Consider the following 15,947-nt stretch of genomic DNA (forward strand, 5'->3'; position numbering starts at 1 on the left):
TTTAGTCTATCTAAACTCCCTCATTAAAAACATTTTTTGCCTCGACCTTGGGGTTTATCGTAAGTCCTGTTGTTGTAATTTATATTGCCTTCTAACTAATTGAGTAAAAAATGTCCTGATTTAATTAGCCTATGCGTGTTCCTCAATCAACGATCACAATCCTTAAAAATCCTATCAGGAGACCATTCATTTGATGAAACAATGGGGAAATTGCAAATTTTTCATTAAAATCAATAGATTGAAAATTAATTAGATAGTAAAAAGAAAAAGCATGACGAAAAGAGAGAATTGGTTTAAACTGGCCTACAGTGAAAGCATTTCACTAGTCCTGTTCATGGAGTATAAGGAGAAAATAAGATGTCATTTGAATTGGTCGCATATGAAAAATTAAAAGGAAGTATCAGGGAAAGTATCATTACTTTAATCAAGTCCCATAATGAGAAGGCCAAAATTATTGAGGACAAATTAGAGGATTCAGTAAAAGAAGTTTCAAGAGAAAGACAACCACAAGTCCTTGTCTTGCTAAAAACTATTGAACTGCTGGATAATTCATCAAAGGAACCAGAAGATAAGGCACGCGTATTAAATGCATTGGCCTATTACATTCGTGATCAGATTGCTGCAACTTATAAATACACTTCTCCCGACAACAGTGATTTTTATAAATCTCTTACCATATCGCTTGACCTGAATAAGGATAATAATCCTAATCGGGAAGATTTGGCTGACATGTACGGTGCTTTGGAAAAATTCCTGCGTTCTCATGTTTATAAGAATTCTGACCCAAGAAAAGGTTATTTGGACAAACAACCTTTCGCAATCAAGCATTATTCCGTTGTTGATGATATCCTTGAATTATCTGATAGAGTACATAAATTAAGACGTGAGATTATTATTGCTGCTCGTGATTTGCATTTACTGCAGCAAAAACCAAAGAGCTCTCAAGGTGGTCTTTTTAGTGTTTCATCAGGAAAAGAAAAAGTCACTGATACTCACGAGACTCTGACTAATCGCATTTAAGAAACTTATTATCTTCTATTCTCACCTCTTCACTCAGGAAGGGGTGTAAGATTCCTGCTTTACCGGGTAACCGCTCATTGCCCAAGCCATAATTCCACCGTCTACAGAATAGACTTCGTGATATCCCAAATCCATCAGGCATTGAGCTGCATACAGCGATCTGACGCCGCTTCGGCAATGTAAATAGATAGTTTGCCCTTTATTGGGTATTTGGGTTTGTATTTCAATAGAGATACGGTCTTTAGGAATATGAAGCGCTCCTGGGATATGCATCATTTCCCATTCATCCAGTTCACGTACATCAATCAAACTCAAATTGGCTTGATTGTCCATTTGGTGTTTTAATTCATGAACGTCTATTGTTTTGATCTTATGCTTTGTCATAACGAATTTCTCTCATAGTGGGTCTGGTTAATGTGGAATGATGAAGAAGCCAGTATATGGTTGCCGTTATGACTCCTCCAATTAGAGTCGCAAATGCCCAGGTAGGAGCGGATACTAAAACCGGTTTTTGGCCTAGCCTATAGAGACTACCAGCGTCTCTAGCCACTGCTCCGGCAAAGATAAAATGTAAAAGACCATTAATCAACATAATTAAATAGAAAAAGGTTTGGATTTGTGTGCTAAATTGTTTTGCTAATTCATTGAGCATGAATCAGACTCCTTGAGTTTGTCTCGATTGTCTCCATGATAACAGAAAAATGGCGGAAACCACTAAAGCTATTGCCATGCTCTGTATAGATGAAGGCTTCTCATCGAAAGCCAAGTACCCCCAAAACAAACCTGTTATTGCAACAACCCCACCAGTTAAACTATAAAAAACAGGTCCTGCCNTAAACTATAAAAAACAGGTCCTGCCATACGAATGAGAATAAAGAAAAGCAAATATCCTAAACTGGATAAAATTATCTCAAGGATTACAATTTGTTTTACGAAAGTAAACGGTGCTGAGAGAGAGTAAAAGGCATGCTGGTGGAGAACAACAGGAGCAAGCAGAAGAGAAGCCGCCAGTAACATTCCATTAGCTGCTTGCAGGGCATTAATTTCTTTTGGCTGTTTGGCTCCTATATAAATTGAGCAAAAAGCAAAGCCAAGAGGGCTAAGCATCGCTAATATAGTCCAGCTTGAGTAAAGTCCTGCGGAGTTTATTCCTATAATTGCAAGTATGCCTGACATACCAACTAACAAGGCAAAAAATCGCCACCCATCCGGTTTTTCCTGGCCCGCCATGAGAGCTAAAGGGTAAACCAGTAAAGGAACAGTATTAACTAATACTGCCAATAAACCTGCCGGGATATGGCTGGCAATAAAATACATGTTGGTATTAGGAATAGCGATACCTATCAATCCACATATAAAAAAATAAGGCCAATAAACAGGGTGTAGCAAGCGAGCTTGCTTTGTAAAGAGGCTCACTAAAGTTAATAGTAGGGCTGGTCCTAATGATTGCCAAAAAGCATAGCCTAGTGGGTTAACTCCATTAGTCATTGCAAATTTGGCAAGAGTATAACCTGATCCCCAGATGAATCCTAAAACAATTAGAAGAAAGATTGATTGTATAGTTTTTAAATAGAGCATAAAAGATATGTTAAATAGTATAATTTTGGCCAATTATGCCATTTAAAGAGGAAAATAACGATATCCTTGTGAGTCCTTTGAATTTTGCTAATAATCCTGATCAAGAACATGAAAAATCGATGGTGGAATATATAATAGCTGTATTCACAGCATGTTATTATGAAGCACATCTATTATATAAATGGTTCTCTTTTCTGTTTATGTTGTCATTATGAAAACTGTAGTAATAATTTTTTAAGAATTATAAATACTTTCATTTTATGAATAACCTAGGTAACATCGATTCATTTTAATGTTTAGGGAGTATGAATGGATAAGCATGAAATCCCCGTTCCACATTTGACTACTGCTCATTCTGGTCCTTTGCATCATGTGGAAAAAATAATTTTAAATAAGCTTGCTGAAATAGAGTCCTGGTTCAGAAAAAAGTGGCAAGAAACACCTGCGCCTTTGACTTCATCCGTTGATTTGCGACATGCCGGGTTTAAATTGGCTCCCGTAGATACCAATTTATTTCCAGCCGGTTTTAACAATTTGAACCCGGAGTTTCTACCTCTGTGCATACAGGCTGCTCAATCTGCCTTGATTGAGTACATCCCGGATTGTACTAAAATTTTGCTTCTTCCTGAAAGCCATACTCGCAATAAGTATTATTTACAGAGCTTGAATGTATTAAAAACAATTTTTGTAAAAGCCGGTTTTATAGTTCGAATAGGGAGTTTAGATCCAGAAATTAAAGAGCCCACAGAAATAATTCTTGAACAAGGTGAAACGTTATTAATTGAACCATTACAAAGACAAGGTGACAGGGTAGGCCTGGATAATTTCAGCCCTTGCCTTTTGCTATTAAATAATGATTTGTCTTCAGGAGTTCCGGAAATATTACAGGGTGTGCAACAGCGGATTAGACCTACAGCCAAGTTAGGATGGGCTTCTCGGTTAAAATCAAGTCATTTTCAATTTTTTGAAGAAGTAGCTATTGAGTTTGCTGAATTAGTGGGTATTGATCCATGGTTAATTAATCCCTATTTCAGCGCTATAGAGGGTGTCGATTTTATGGCCCAAGAGGGGATTGAAACCTTGGCTCAAGAAGTGGATAAGATATTATCCTTAATAAATGATAAATACACCACCTACGGAATAGAAAATAAACCTTTTGCGGTAGTAAAAGCGGATAATGGTACTTATGGCATGAGCGTTATGATGGTTCATGATGGAGATGAAATTCGACAATTAAACAGAAAGCAACGCACCAGAATGTCTACCAGCAAAGGGAGCAGGAAGGTAGACAGAGTCATTATTCAGGAAGGCGTTTATACTTTTGAAACCATGCCTGATGGTTCTGTTGCCGAACCTGTAGTTTATATGATTGGTCAATTTGTTGTTGGTGGATTTTATCGTGTTCATAAAGGCAGAGGAATTGATGAGAACCTTAATGCCCCAGGAATGCATTTTGAGCCCTTGGCTTTCGCGCAAGCTTGCAATATGCCCTGTGATGATTTGGAGGTAGTTGACTGCCCAAATCGTTTTTACGTTTATGGAGTTATAGCTCGCTTGGCTGCATTGGCAGCCGCACGAGAAATTGCTGCAATTGGAGGCGAATGATGAAGCTTGCGGTGCTTATGGATCCATTAGATCAAATAAAACCCTATAAAGACTCTACAGTGGCCATGATTAAAAGTGCCCGGGAATTGGGGTGGTCCTGTGCCTATTTCACTCAAAATGAATTATATTGCAGTGATGGGAGCGCTTATGCGCGAGTCCATGAAATTCACATTGGTGATATACAGAGTTTAAGTTGGGTTAAAACCAGAGATTTGGGTAGTAAGCCATTAAGAGAGTTTGATGTTATTTTGATGCGTAAAGATCCTCCGTTTGATATGGAGTATATTTATGCAACTTACGCTTTGGATTTGGCTGAGCAAGAAGGGGTATTGGTTGCGAATAAACCGCAAAGTTTACGTGACGCGAATGAGAAATTTTTTACATTAAATTTTCCTCATTGCTGTCCTCCTACTTTTGTATCCAGAGATACCCAGCAACTAAAAGAGTTTTGGCAAATTCATCAACAAGTTATTTTTAAACCCCTTGAAGGAATGGGCGGTAGTTCGGTTTTTTATGTTGATAAGGAGGGCAAAAATTTGTCAGTCATTTTGGAGGTATTAACCAAAGGACAGACAAAAAGTATTATGGCTCAACGTTATATCCCGGATATTACAGTAAGCGGAGACAAACGTATTTTGTTAATCAATGGCGAACCCGTACCTTTTGCTTTGGCCCGCATTCCTGCGAAAGGAGATCTGCGGGGAAACCTGGCCGCAGGCGCTAAAGGAGAAGTGGTTGCTATTACCGAAAGAGACAAATGGATATGCGAACAAATAGCCCCGGTTCTGAGAGAAAGAGGGCTATATTTTGTGGGTATCGACGTGATAGGTGATTATCTGACAGAGATTAATGTGACCAGTCCAACTTGTATTCAGGAAATTAGCGCTGAAACAGGTTTGGATATCGCAGGTGAATACATGCGTTGCCTTGAAAAGTTGCATGCTTCTTTATCAAGATAAAAAAACAGGCATTATTTCGATTTCGAAGCTCAGAGATTAATGAGGGTTGGGCTTTGCATTTGGCTAAGCGCCAACCCTTATCATGTTCAGGAAAGCCTCAATGAAACATTTCAAACGCAAGAGTTTGACTCCGCATCGAGGCTATTCATTTTACTCATCAACATAATCAGAGCCTAATTGGTTATTGGAAGCGGTTGACTCTTGCATCGCGGTTTTATTGGCTTTCGTGTCCTCAACGAAGGATGAGCCTGTATCTTGCTCAGTGCCCGCGATAAGATAATTTCTATGTTGCAGATAAGCATCTCTGATGAATGTGTATTTGTCTAACGCTTCATTCAGTAAAGGCTCAGTGTCAAATAATTGTGTTCGTAAATCAATATAGCGTAATCCAATTAAACCATAAACCAGACCGGCATCATCAATATAAACATAGGGGCTCCAGAGTGCGAACTGAAACAGCCATCCGGCTCCGTCGCGAAGAGTGCTGGGACCTAAAAAAGGTATTACAAGATAAGGAGATTTTTTATCCCCCCATTTGGCGAGTGTTAGACCCAGATCATTATAATGTGGCGGCAAACCAAATTTTTCCGCTACATCAAACAGACCACCAACCCCTATAGTTGAGTTAATGAAGAGTCGCCAACTGTCTTTGATTACCCATTTTCCTTCGGCTTGCAGTATATCGCTGGCTATAGTAGGGAACAAATCCAGATTATTGAATGCATTATTGACGCCTTTTCTTACAACTCTGGGGACGACCGCCTTATATAATTTTGCTGGTGGTCTTAATACAGTAGCATCAAATGCCATATTAAAGTTATGCACTTTACGATTAAAGGGTTCAAATGGATCTATTGGGTTTGTTCCTTTACTTGCGCAGCTTGTTAAAATAAAGGAACCTACCATACCCGCAAACATTAAGATTAGTCGCATAATTATTCTATTTATTAGATACTTAAAACGATGTTACACCAGTTTTTGGTTCTTGCAAACAAAAGCTTCATGTTGACAATAGACCTTTTAATTGACTTGCTTTGTAGTTGAAATATTCATGTTTCTTGTGGTTTTTCCTAAATCTAAATGATGAATATTTGTATTTCACTTAAATACATGGATTTAATACAGCAAAAGCAAATTAAAATTGCAACAAAAAGGTCACAGGGCCATCATTGCATAAATAAACTTGCATGTTGGCTCCAAAACAACCGCTTTGCGTATTGGGGTGTAGTTTTTGAGCAAGAGTTAATAAGTTATCAAAAAGTTGACGCCCAAGTTCAGGAGAAGCTGCGTTTGAAAAACTTGGGCGTAGTCCCTTTTGAGTATCTGCCAGGAGAGTAAATTGTGGTACTAATAGCAAACCACCGCTTACATCTTTTAAACTCAAGTTCATTTTGCCACTCGGGTCTTCAAAAATACGATAATTAATGCATTTATCTAGCATACGGTTGATATTCTCTAATGAATCCTTAGGCTCAAAACCACAAAGTACCAACAAGCCATGATTTATTTTGCCAACTGTTTGGCCATCAATATCAACCCTGGCTTCCTTAACTCTTTGTATTACCGTTAACATGCATCGAGACCCTGCTTTGAGATGTCCTTACTGGCATAAATAAGTGCGTCAATAATCCCTGATTCTCTATCAGAATGACCAGCATCTCTGACGATTCTCAGATTGGAGGCGGGGATAGCTTGATGAAGCTCCCATGCACTGGATAAAGGGCTTACCAAGTCAAACCGACCATGAACTATATAGGTAGGAATATGTCTTATTTTATGGACATTAGCCATAACTTGATTTTCTTCAATAAAATAATGATTAATAATGTAGTAGGATTCCAGTGTAGCTAATGCCAATGCGAAATGTGGGTCGCTATACTGATCAATAACATACAAATGAGGCTGTAAACTACTGCATCTGGCTTGCCACAGAGCCCAGTTTTTCGCAGCAGCCATCCGGGCTAGCTCATTGGGGCCTTGTAGACATTCAGCATAATACTTGGGAATATTATCAAGTTTATTTTCCGGGACGGAGTTGATAAATTCCTCCCAATAATCAGGATAAACCAGACTGGCTCCATGCTTATAAAACCAATTGATGTCTTTTTGTCGACCTAAAAAAATTTGGTGGAGTAGTAATGCTTTGACTTGTTGAGGAAATTTTTGCGCATACAATAATGCTAATAGAGAGCCCCATCCACCCCCAAATAATACGAATTCTCTCAAGCCCAGGAAATCTCTGATGGAATCGATATCTTCCATTAAAAGCTGCGTATTGTTTTCTCTAATTTCCAAATGTGGAATTGAACGCCCACAACCTCGTTGGTCAAAAAGAATAATGCGATATCGTTGAGGGTCAAAAAAGCGTCTTAGATGCGGGTCAGCTTCTCCGCCTGGACCGTGATGCAATACAATAACAGGTATGCCTTCAGGATTTCCGGTTTCTTCCAAATAAAGTGTATGCAGTTTACTAACCTTCAATTCGTGTTGTGTGTAAGGTTTAATTGCTGGGTAGAGGGTATGCATTTTAGTCCTTTATGATAACGTCATTGTATTATAATAATATCTAGTAGCCACTTTAAAAGAACAGTATTTTGCGCTCTGATTGATCAGAAAGCAATACTTGTATGGGTTTTCTCGATCTATATCCAGGAGAATTTTTAAGATTTTTTGCTACATCGATTATATCTTTGCTTTAGTAATTAAATTGAAGATAATACTTGCACTTTTTCTGTTGGAAATATTCTATGACCATAGCAACCCTTCTCAAGGGATTAAACGAAAAGCAACGTGAAGCTGTCACCTCCCCATTAGGTAATATGCTGGTTTTAGCCGGTGCAGGCAGTGGTAAAACAAAAGTATTGGTGAGCCGTATTGCATGGTTAATTGAAGAACAGCATCTCTCTCCTCACGCCATATTAGCAGTAACATTTACAAATAAAGCTGCTGGTGAAATGAGATCGAGACTTAGCAGTATGTTGTCTACACCAACTTTGGGTTTATGGGTTGGTACTTTTCATGGATTATGTCATCGCTTATTACGCCGTCATTACAAAGAGGCCAATCTTCCAGAACAGTTTCATATTCTCGACTCGGAAGACCAGGCACGAGCCATCAAGAGAGTCATTCTTTCACTTAATCTTGATCCTGAGCAATGGCAAGTCAAACAAGCTCAGGCCTTTATTAATAGTAAAAAGGATGAAGGCTTGCGCCCACAGCATATTAATGCATTGCATTATGGTCCAACCAAGACTTTGGTTTCAATTTATAAGGCCTATGAAGAGGTTTGCCAAACCTCAGGGGTAATCGATTTCGCCGAGCTGTTATTACGAACCCATGAGTTGTTGCGAGATAATGAAGACATTCTTGCCTATTATCGCGAGCGCTTTCAAGCTATTTTAGTTGATGAATTTCAGGATACCAATACGATTCAATATGCATGGATACGATTACTTGCTGGTGATCATACAGCAGTATTGGCTGTAGGAGATGATGATCAATCAATTTATGGTTGGCGTGGGGCCAAAGTGGAAAATATTCAACAATTTATTCATGATTTTAAGGATACCCAAATCATAAGACTTGAACAAAACTATAGGTCGACTGCAATGATATTAAATGCAGCCAATGCATTGATTCTGAATAATAGTACTCGTATGGGTAAAGAATTGTGGACTGCTGGTAGTGAAGGAGAAAAAATTCTTGTATACAGTGCTTTCAATGAATTGGATGAAGCACGTTTTATTACTGAACGAATTAGTATGGAATTGAGCCAGGGTGCCAGTGCTGATGAGATTGCAGTGTTATATCGATCCAATGCTCAATCCCGTGTTTTGGAAGAAGCTTTATTACGTTCAGGTATAGCTTACAGGATATATGGGGGAGTTCGTTTCTTTGATAGAGCAGAGATTAAAGATACCTTAGCTTACGTAAGATTGTTAGTTAATCCAAATGACGATACTGCTTTTGAAAGAGTGGTTAATTTTCCTGCCCGAGGAATAGGAGAAAAAACATTGGATGAGGTTCGCCAGTACGCCAAAGCAGAACAGTGTTCGCTATGGGATGCTTCCAAAGGCATACTCCAATCGACAGGATTAGGACAAAGAGGTAGTTTGGCATTAGCCAAATTTATTGATTTGGTCGAAAAATTACAGGTTGTGACTGCTAATAAAGAGTTGGATGAGCAGATTTCCGATGTAATACAGCATAGTGGTTTATATGCTCATTTTAGCAAAATCAAAGGTGACAAATCTGAATCGCGTGTGGATAACCTGCAAGAACTGATTAATGCGGCTAAACAATTTCGATATGAGTCCGATGAAGAGGAGGAGTTACCACTGATGAATTCATTTCTTGCTCATGCTTCATTAGAATCAGGGGAATTACAAGCCGATGAACATGAACGCTCCGTTCACCTAATGACCTTACATGCAGCCAAAGGACTTGAGTTTCCTATTGTATTTTTAGTTGGTATGGAAGAAGGGATATTTCCTGGCAGACAATCTGTTGAAGAGCCTGGTCGCCTGGAAGAAGAACGTCGATTGTGTTATGTCGGCATGACTCGCGCTATGCGTAAATTAGTTTTATCCTATGCTGAGGTCAGAAGACAATATGGTCGTGAAGAGTATCACAGATCATCGAGATTTTTACGTGAAATTCCTCAACAATTCCTCGATGAAGTACGAGTTAAATCACGGCCTCACTGGCCTGGAACTACAAAAAGCAAACTGCCAGTGACTGACGAGGCGTCAGGCATTACAATTGGGCAAAATGTGCAGCATGCCAAGTTTGGTCAGGGTGTTGTTCTTTCTATTGAGGGCAGTGGAGCTCATACACGAGTTCAAGTAAAATTCAGTGAACATGGTGTAAAATGGTTGGTTTTAGCCTATGCTAATTTGACTGAATGCCTGTAGGTGTTGGAATTTAACTTTTATAAAAGCCTGAGGCACCCTGACTGCCAGTTTGTTGTAATATTGAATTTTTTTTTCATGAATGCTAGGGTGCGATTGGCAACAGAAATTTGTTATACTTTGCTGTTTTGAGCAGATCAATTAATGATAAGGTTATCTGCGAGATGTAATTTGCGTCATTGATTAATTATAAGTAAGGGGAATTGCGTGAAATTTACAAATTTATTAACAGCTGGAGCATTAGCCACCACATTAGTATCACCTGCAATAATGGCGGCTGATACGGCTAGCGCTTCTTTATCAGATGCCCAAAAAAAGGAAATTGAAAAAGTCATTCATGATTATCTGATTAATAATCCTGAAGTTTTATTGGAAGCTTCACAAGCTTTACAACAAAAACAACAACAAAATATGCAACAGCAAGCTCAAGCAGCGATTCAGGAAAATGCTGACCAGGTTTTTGAAGGCAAATTAACTACTGTTGGTAATCCTAAAGGGAATGTTACTCTGGTAGAGTTTTTTGATTATCAATGCATTCATTGTAAAAAAATGGCGTCTACTATTGAAAATCTGGTTAAAAAGGATAGTGGATTACGAGTTGTATACAAAGAGTTTCCAATCTTTGGTAAGACTTCTGATTTAGCTTCCAGAGTTGCTCTTGCGGCTGGCATGCAAGGGAAATATCAGGCTATGCATAATGCTTTGATTAAGATAGACAAACGTTTGGATGAAAAAACAGTTATGGATGCAGCCCAATCCATAGGCCTGGATATGCAAAAACTGAAAAAAGATATGGATAGTCAGGAAGTGACTGATATCCTGGATGCGAATCGTCAACTGGCTGAAAAACTGCATTTGATGGGGACGCCTGCCTTTATAATTGGCTCAACACCAGATGGTCAATTTAAAAAGGGCAGTGAAATATCATTTATACCCGGCGCTACAAGCGAGCAATCACTACGTGAGTTAATTAAAAAGGCAGCTGGCAATTAAGTATTGATTAAATACTTGGATTAAATTCATATATCCCGGTTGTTCTCAACCGGTATAGTATTTTAGTGTTGTGGTGTTGAGTTCGAACCACGACACCCAACAATCCAATAATTTATTGGACTGAATAATTAATTCTCTAAATAAAAGATAGGTTTTATGGGATATATCCTGAAAAGTAGGATTAAAAACCAACCTATATTTAAAGATCAGATTTGTTATTTTTTGAGATTTTCATGACTAAACCTACTACCTTTCAGGAAATTATACTAACCTTACAAAAATATTGGGCAGATCTTGGGTGTGTTATTTTGCAACCGTTGGATCTGGAAGTTGGCGCAGGTACTTTTCATCCAGCTACTTTTTTAAGAGCGATTGGACCTGAGCCATGGTCTGCAGCTTATGTTCAACCATCCAGAAGGCCGACAGATGGTCGTTATGGAGAAAATCCAAATCGGGTTCAGCATTATTATCAATTTCAGGTGGTATTAAAACCGTCGCCTTTGGATATACAAGATAGATATTTAGATTCGCTACGTGCACTTGGAGTAGATCCCTTACTGGACGATATCCGTTTTGTTGAGGACAATTGGGAATCACCAACCCTGGGCGCATGGGGGTTAGGATGGGAGGTTTGGCAAAACGGAATGGAAGTGTCTCAGTTTACTTATTTTCAACAAGTGGGCGGTCTTGTATGTAAGCCAATCACTGGTGAATTAACCTATGGTTTGGAACGTATCGCAATGTTTGTTTTAGGGGTGGATAATTTATTTGATTTGCCCTGGTGTAAAACAGCTCATGGTGTAGTTACATATGGGGATGTATTTCATCAAAATGAAGTAGAGATGTCAGCCTATAACTTTGAGCAAGCCAATGTTGAAGAATTATTTAAGCAATTTGATTATTATGAAGGAGAGGCACAGAAGTTGATAGCTTTGCAATTACCTCTCCCTGCTTACGAAATGGTAATAAAAGCTTCTCATACTTTTAATTTACTGGACGCACGTAAGGCGATTTCTGTTACAGAACGGCAAAGGTATATTTTACGTGTAAGACATCTATCAAGAGCAGTAGCTCAAGCTTACTATCAAGCGCGCGAAGCGTTAGGTTTCCCTATGCAAAAGGTGTGTAATGGTCAATGATTTTATTTTTGAATTAGGATGTGAAGAATTGCCTTCAGGTGCTGTTTGGCCTTTGGCAAATGAATTTTCTACTCGATTGTTAGCCGCATTAGATAAGGCGCAATTAAGTTATGGCGAAGTAAAGAAATTCGCCACGCCAAGACGTCTGGCTATTGTTATTCATGACTTACAAACTGAGCAGGAAAGCCAAAAAGTCATACGGCGTGGTCCTGCTGCAATAGCAGCATACGATAGTGAAGGTAACCCAACTCCTGCTTTATCAGGATTTGCAAAATCATGTGGTGTCACGCTAGATGCGCTCACTAAGATTCAAACTGACAAGGGGGAATGGATTGTTTTTGAAATGCACAGCGAGGGTACTAAAACAAAAGATCTCTTACCTGCATTGGTTAGCCAGTCTTTAGAGTCTTTACCTATTGCTAAACCCATGAGATGGGGAGAAGGGGACGACGAATTTGCAAGACCCGTTCATTGGGCTGTGATGCTTTATGGAAATGAGACGCTTAAACATAAAATTTTAGGCGTTACAAGTGGCTGTCAAAGCAGGGGGCATCGTTTTCATCATCCGCAGGAAATAAGGATAAACTCAGCTGAAAGCTATGAAGATCAGATGAAAGATGCTTTTGTAATTGCCAATTTTGATACTCGTCGCCAAACCATTATTCATCAGGTACAAAAATTGGCGGAACCTTTAGGCGCTTCGGTGGTTATGCCTGAAGAATTGGTTGATGAAGTAACCTCCATAGTCGAATGGCCTCAGGCTCTTATTGCAAGTTTTGAAGAGGAGTTTTTAGAGGTTCCAGCTGAAGCCCTGATTGCTTCCATGCAATCTCATCAGAAGTGTTTTGCATTAAAAAACAAGCATGGTGAGCTGTTACCTCATTTTATCACGGTATCCAATATTGCCAGTTCTAATCCGAATCAAGTCGTTTTAGGAAATGAGAAGGTAATGAGAGCAAGATTGAGTGATGCTGCTTTTTTCTTTAAACAAGATAAAAAACAGCCATTAAGCGCACATATCCCTTCTACTGAGCAGGTCATTTTTCAAGTAAAACTGGGAAGCATGTATGATAAGGTGCAACGAATAAAGGCAATGATGAGCCATTTAAGTCAGTCTCTCAATTTACCGCCTCACCTGGCTGAGCGAGCTACATTATTAAGCAAGTGTGATTTGATGACAGGTATGGTAGGCGAGTTTCCTGAATTGCAAGGGATCATGGGATATTACTATGCTCTTAATGATGGCGAGGAAGCTGTTGTTGCCACGGCTTTGAATGAGCAATACATGCCTCGATTTGCTGGTGATGATTTACCCTCAACCGATTTGGGTAAAGCACTTTCCCTGGCAGATCGTATGGATACTCTGGTTGGTATTTTTGCAATTGGCCAAAAGCCAACCGGAGTAAAAGATCCTTTTAAATTAAGACGCCACGCTTTGGCTGTAGTTCGTTTACTCATTTCAATATCAGCGCCGCTTAATTTATCAACTTTAATCAAAGAAGCCTTAGCTAATTATGGTGATCGACTTACTCAAGATAAGAATTTAATGTCTGAATTAAAACCATTTATTCTTGAGAGACTTCAATCTTATTATCAAAATAAAGGTATCAGCGCTGATTTGGTTCATGCTGTTCGTGCTCGTCAGGATGATTGGTTATACGATTTAGATAAACGTATATTCGCTTTAAAGTCATTTATTACCATGCCAGAGGCGGCGTCATTATCAGCTGCCTGCAAGCGTGTAGGCAATATCTTGGCTCAGGCAGCTTATGTTGATAAAAAGGTTGATATTAAGGAAGAGCTTATAGAGGAAGGTGCTGAAAAGGCTTTATTTGAGCATCTTAATAAAATTACTAAAACAGTAGAAACTTTATATATTGCCGGAGATTACCCAGCATTACTTAAGCTCCTGGCTAGTCTTAAAGAACCGGTAGACGCTTTTTTTGATCATGTGATGGTTATGGTTGAAGAAGAGTCATTGAAACAGAACAGGCTTGCGCTCCTGCAGCGATTACAAGAGCTATTGCAGGGAGTAGCTGACATTTCAATGTTGTAACTCTTATGAATCAAATTATATTGCTTGATAGAGATGGAGTAATTAACACTGACTCAATCAATTATATCAAGAACGTTGATGAGTTTATTATTATACCCGACAGCATTATTGCGATAGCTCGTTTAAGTGCTGCTGGATATAAAATCGGTGTTGCAACCAATCAATCTGGAGTTTCAAGAGGACTGTACTCAGAGGATGATTTATCTGCTATTCATCATAGGCTGAAAGAAGTACTTGCAGAAGCTGGGGGGCAAATTGACGCCATAGAGTATTGTATTCATTTGCCTGAAGACAAATGTTTTTGTCGAAAACCCCAGCCAGGAATGTTAAAGGCTTTAGCGGAAAAGTTAAATTGTTCTCTGGATAGTGTGCCCTTCGTTGGGGATAGGGTTTCAGATATACAGGCAGCATTGGCAGTTGGTGCCCAGCCTATTATTGTACTTTCTAGTATGACTGACCTCTCTGAGTTGGCAGAGTATCCTGAAGTGCCGATTTATAATTCCCTGCTACAGTATGTCAATCAATTATTATTATAAGAATGAATAGAATAAAAGCAGTTGGTTATGAAAATAATGAACTCAAAGAAAAAGCACAATCATTAGCCGATCGATTGAATTTACAGTTAGATCAACATGCTGACACCTGCCTTTTTGTTACTTCTGAAAAACTAACTTTAAAAATTCGGAATTTTTCTCTTATGTTTGCCGATTTCAGTAGTATTACCTGGAAGAAAAGAAAAGGCGAGGGTAAAAAACAGGGTTTGATCAGGGCTTGCAAACCAGCTAAAGGTATAAAAATTTTAGATGCTACAGCAGGCTGGGGGAAAGATGCTGCTATTTTAGCATCTTTTGGTGCCGATGTAGTTATGCTGGAACGTCATCCAGTTATGGCTGCACTGCTTGCTGATGCATTATCTCGCAGAAAGGACACAGATATTCAAAAAATGAGTTTGTCTTTGATTGAAAGCGATGCTATTTCATTCCTGCATAGTTTACAGGAAAAGGATTATCCCGATATTATTTACATTGATCCCATGCATCCGGAGCGAAGTAAATCGGCTTTAGTTAAGAAGGAGATGCAAGTTTTGCAGCAATTAATTGGAGTGGATTATGATGCAATGGAATTAATCAAGAGGTCTTTATCTCATGTTAAGTCAAGGGTTGTTGTCAAGTGGCCACAAAAAGTGAAACCACTACTGCCGCCAGATGCCTCAATTGACGGTAAGACTGTAAGGTTTGACATTTATATGCCCAAACTTTCTTCCAGCTAACCAAATTCTTCCAGTTCTTCTCTTAACCGTTTTTCCTCTAACAGGTCTTCTATTTTTCTACGTCTTTCCAATTTTGTTGAAGGGCTTGCCTCAGTTATGACAGGTTCAGTATCACTAAAATCATCCATTTCATTGTCAAATTCATCAAAGCGACGAGTACTCATAGCTTTCTCCTTAGCTAACCCGTTGAATTCCATATCTATTCTCGATGATACTAAAATACCTGGAATAGTTATACAGGCATTTTATTTTTAAATGACTTCTCAAGCAGCAGACCGTAGAGAATCAGTCATTTAAAATTCAAGTGTCTATAATGGATAAAATATCAGAAATTGATGGTTTGAGGTAGTGAAATTTTTTGAGCAAATTTCGGGGAAGGATAATTAATTTGTTGAATTTGGATTAAACAATCCAAAT

At 38.8% G+C, this 15,947-nt stretch carries 15 protein-coding genes and 1 pseudogene; 9 read left to right on the plus strand and 7 right to left on the minus strand.

Annotation, left to right across the window (positions count from 1 at the left end):
- The first annotated feature begins 357 nt into the window (after window positions 1-357).
- Window positions 358-1,020 carry a Dot/Icm T4SS effector Lem14 gene (gene lem14 / locus CC34_RS0113815; RefSeq protein ID WP_027227832.1) on the plus strand — a complete coding sequence of 221 codons (663 nt, stop codon included), beginning with the start codon at window positions 358-360 and terminating at the stop codon, window positions 1,018-1,020.
- 33 nt (window positions 1,021-1,053) lie between these two features.
- On the opposite strand, the gene CC34_RS0113820 is transcribed toward lem14, so the two are convergent.
- From CC34_RS0113820 to CC34_RS01000000116615, 3 genes and pseudogenes are all read right to left on the minus strand, one after another.
- On the minus strand, window positions 1,054-1,404 hold the full coding sequence (locus CC34_RS0113820) for a rhodanese-like domain-containing protein (RefSeq protein ID WP_027227833.1): 351 nt from the start codon (window positions 1,402-1,404) through the stop codon (window positions 1,054-1,056).
- Window positions 1,391-1,672 (minus strand): hypothetical protein, encoded by a 282-nt coding sequence (locus CC34_RS0113825; RefSeq protein WP_027227834.1) that lies wholly within the window; start codon window positions 1,670-1,672, stop codon window positions 1,391-1,393. The genes CC34_RS0113820 and CC34_RS0113825 overlap by 14 nt, the downstream gene beginning before the upstream one ends.
- 182 nt (window positions 1,673-1,854) lie before the next feature.
- Window positions 1,855-2,598 (minus strand): annotated as a pseudogene (locus CC34_RS01000000116615) (DMT family transporter); the annotation flags it as partial.
- Window positions 2,599-2,907: 309 nt separating this feature from the next.
- On the opposite strand from CC34_RS01000000116615, the gene gshA reads away from it, so the two are divergent.
- A complete protein-coding gene (gshA, locus tag CC34_RS0113840) occupies window positions 2,908-4,203 on the plus strand; it encodes a glutamate--cysteine ligase (protein ID WP_027227837.1) in 1,296 nt (431 codons plus the stop codon).
- Window positions 4,203-5,162 (plus strand): glutathione synthase, encoded by a 960-nt coding sequence (gene gshB / locus CC34_RS0113845; RefSeq protein ID WP_027227838.1) that lies wholly within the window; start codon window positions 4,203-4,205, stop codon window positions 5,160-5,162. The genes gshA and gshB overlap by 1 nt, the downstream gene beginning before the upstream one ends.
- Before the next feature lie 150 nt (window positions 5,163-5,312).
- Here the strand turns inward: gshB and CC34_RS0113850 are convergent, their stop codons facing one another.
- From CC34_RS0113850 to pip, 3 genes are all read right to left on the minus strand, one after another.
- Window positions 5,313-6,095 carry an MlaA family lipoprotein gene (locus tag CC34_RS0113850; RefSeq protein ID WP_028378047.1) on the minus strand — a complete coding sequence of 261 codons (783 nt, stop codon included), beginning with the start codon at window positions 6,093-6,095 and terminating at the stop codon, window positions 5,313-5,315.
- 202 nt (window positions 6,096-6,297) lie between these two features.
- Entirely contained in the window at window positions 6,298-6,735 is a 438-nt protein-coding gene (gene dtd, locus CC34_RS0113855) for a D-aminoacyl-tRNA deacylase (RefSeq protein WP_028378048.1), read from the minus strand.
- On the minus strand, window positions 6,729-7,688 hold the full coding sequence (gene pip, locus CC34_RS0113860) for a prolyl aminopeptidase (RefSeq protein ID WP_028378049.1): 960 nt from the start codon (window positions 7,686-7,688) through the stop codon (window positions 6,729-6,731). Before pip ends, dtd begins: the two co-directional genes overlap by 7 nt.
- Before the next feature lie 221 nt (window positions 7,689-7,909).
- Between pip and uvrD the strand changes: the two genes are divergently transcribed.
- The 6 genes from uvrD to CC34_RS0113890 all read left to right on the plus strand — a co-directional run bounded on the left by uvrD (window position 7,910) and on the right by CC34_RS0113890 (window position 15,530).
- Window positions 7,910-10,075 (plus strand): DNA helicase II, encoded by a 2,166-nt coding sequence (gene uvrD, locus CC34_RS0113865; protein ID WP_028378050.1) that lies wholly within the window; start codon window positions 7,910-7,912, stop codon window positions 10,073-10,075.
- 204 nt (window positions 10,076-10,279) lie between these two features.
- Complete coding sequence (locus CC34_RS0113870; protein WP_028378051.1) at window positions 10,280-11,065, plus strand: DsbA family protein; 786 nt, start codon at window positions 10,280-10,282, stop codon at window positions 11,063-11,065.
- Between the two features lie 233 nt (window positions 11,066-11,298).
- On the plus strand, window positions 11,299-12,204 hold the full coding sequence (gene glyQ, locus CC34_RS0113875; RefSeq protein WP_028378052.1) for a glycine--tRNA ligase subunit alpha: 906 nt from the start codon (window positions 11,299-11,301) through the stop codon (window positions 12,202-12,204).
- Window positions 12,194-14,260, plus strand: a complete 2,067-nt coding sequence (gene glyS / locus CC34_RS0113880) for a glycine--tRNA ligase subunit beta (RefSeq protein WP_028378053.1) — start codon at window positions 12,194-12,196, stop codon at window positions 14,258-14,260. Before glyQ ends, glyS begins: the two co-directional genes overlap by 11 nt.
- A gap of 5 nt (window positions 14,261-14,265) precedes the next feature.
- Entirely contained in the window at window positions 14,266-14,796 is a 531-nt protein-coding gene (gmhB, locus tag CC34_RS0113885) for a D-glycero-beta-D-manno-heptose 1,7-bisphosphate 7-phosphatase (RefSeq protein WP_028378054.1), read from the plus strand.
- A 2-nt stretch (window positions 14,797-14,798) separates the two neighbouring features.
- Window positions 14,799-15,530, plus strand: coding sequence for a class I SAM-dependent methyltransferase (locus CC34_RS0113890; RefSeq protein WP_028378055.1), 732 nt, complete (start codon window positions 14,799-14,801; stop codon window positions 15,528-15,530).
- Here the strand turns inward: CC34_RS0113890 and CC34_RS1000000117610 are convergent.
- Window positions 15,527-15,694, minus strand: a complete 168-nt coding sequence (locus CC34_RS1000000117610; RefSeq protein ID WP_162839341.1) for a PA3496 family putative envelope integrity protein — start codon at window positions 15,692-15,694, stop codon at window positions 15,527-15,529. The genes CC34_RS0113890 and CC34_RS1000000117610 overlap by 4 nt on opposite strands.
- Window positions 15,695-15,947 lie beyond the last annotated feature (253 nt).

The organism is Legionella pneumophila subsp. fraseri (assembly GCF_000586315.1).
In the GTDB taxonomy this organism is placed as follows: Bacteria; Pseudomonadota; Gammaproteobacteria; order Legionellales; family Legionellaceae; genus Legionella; species Legionella pneumophila_B.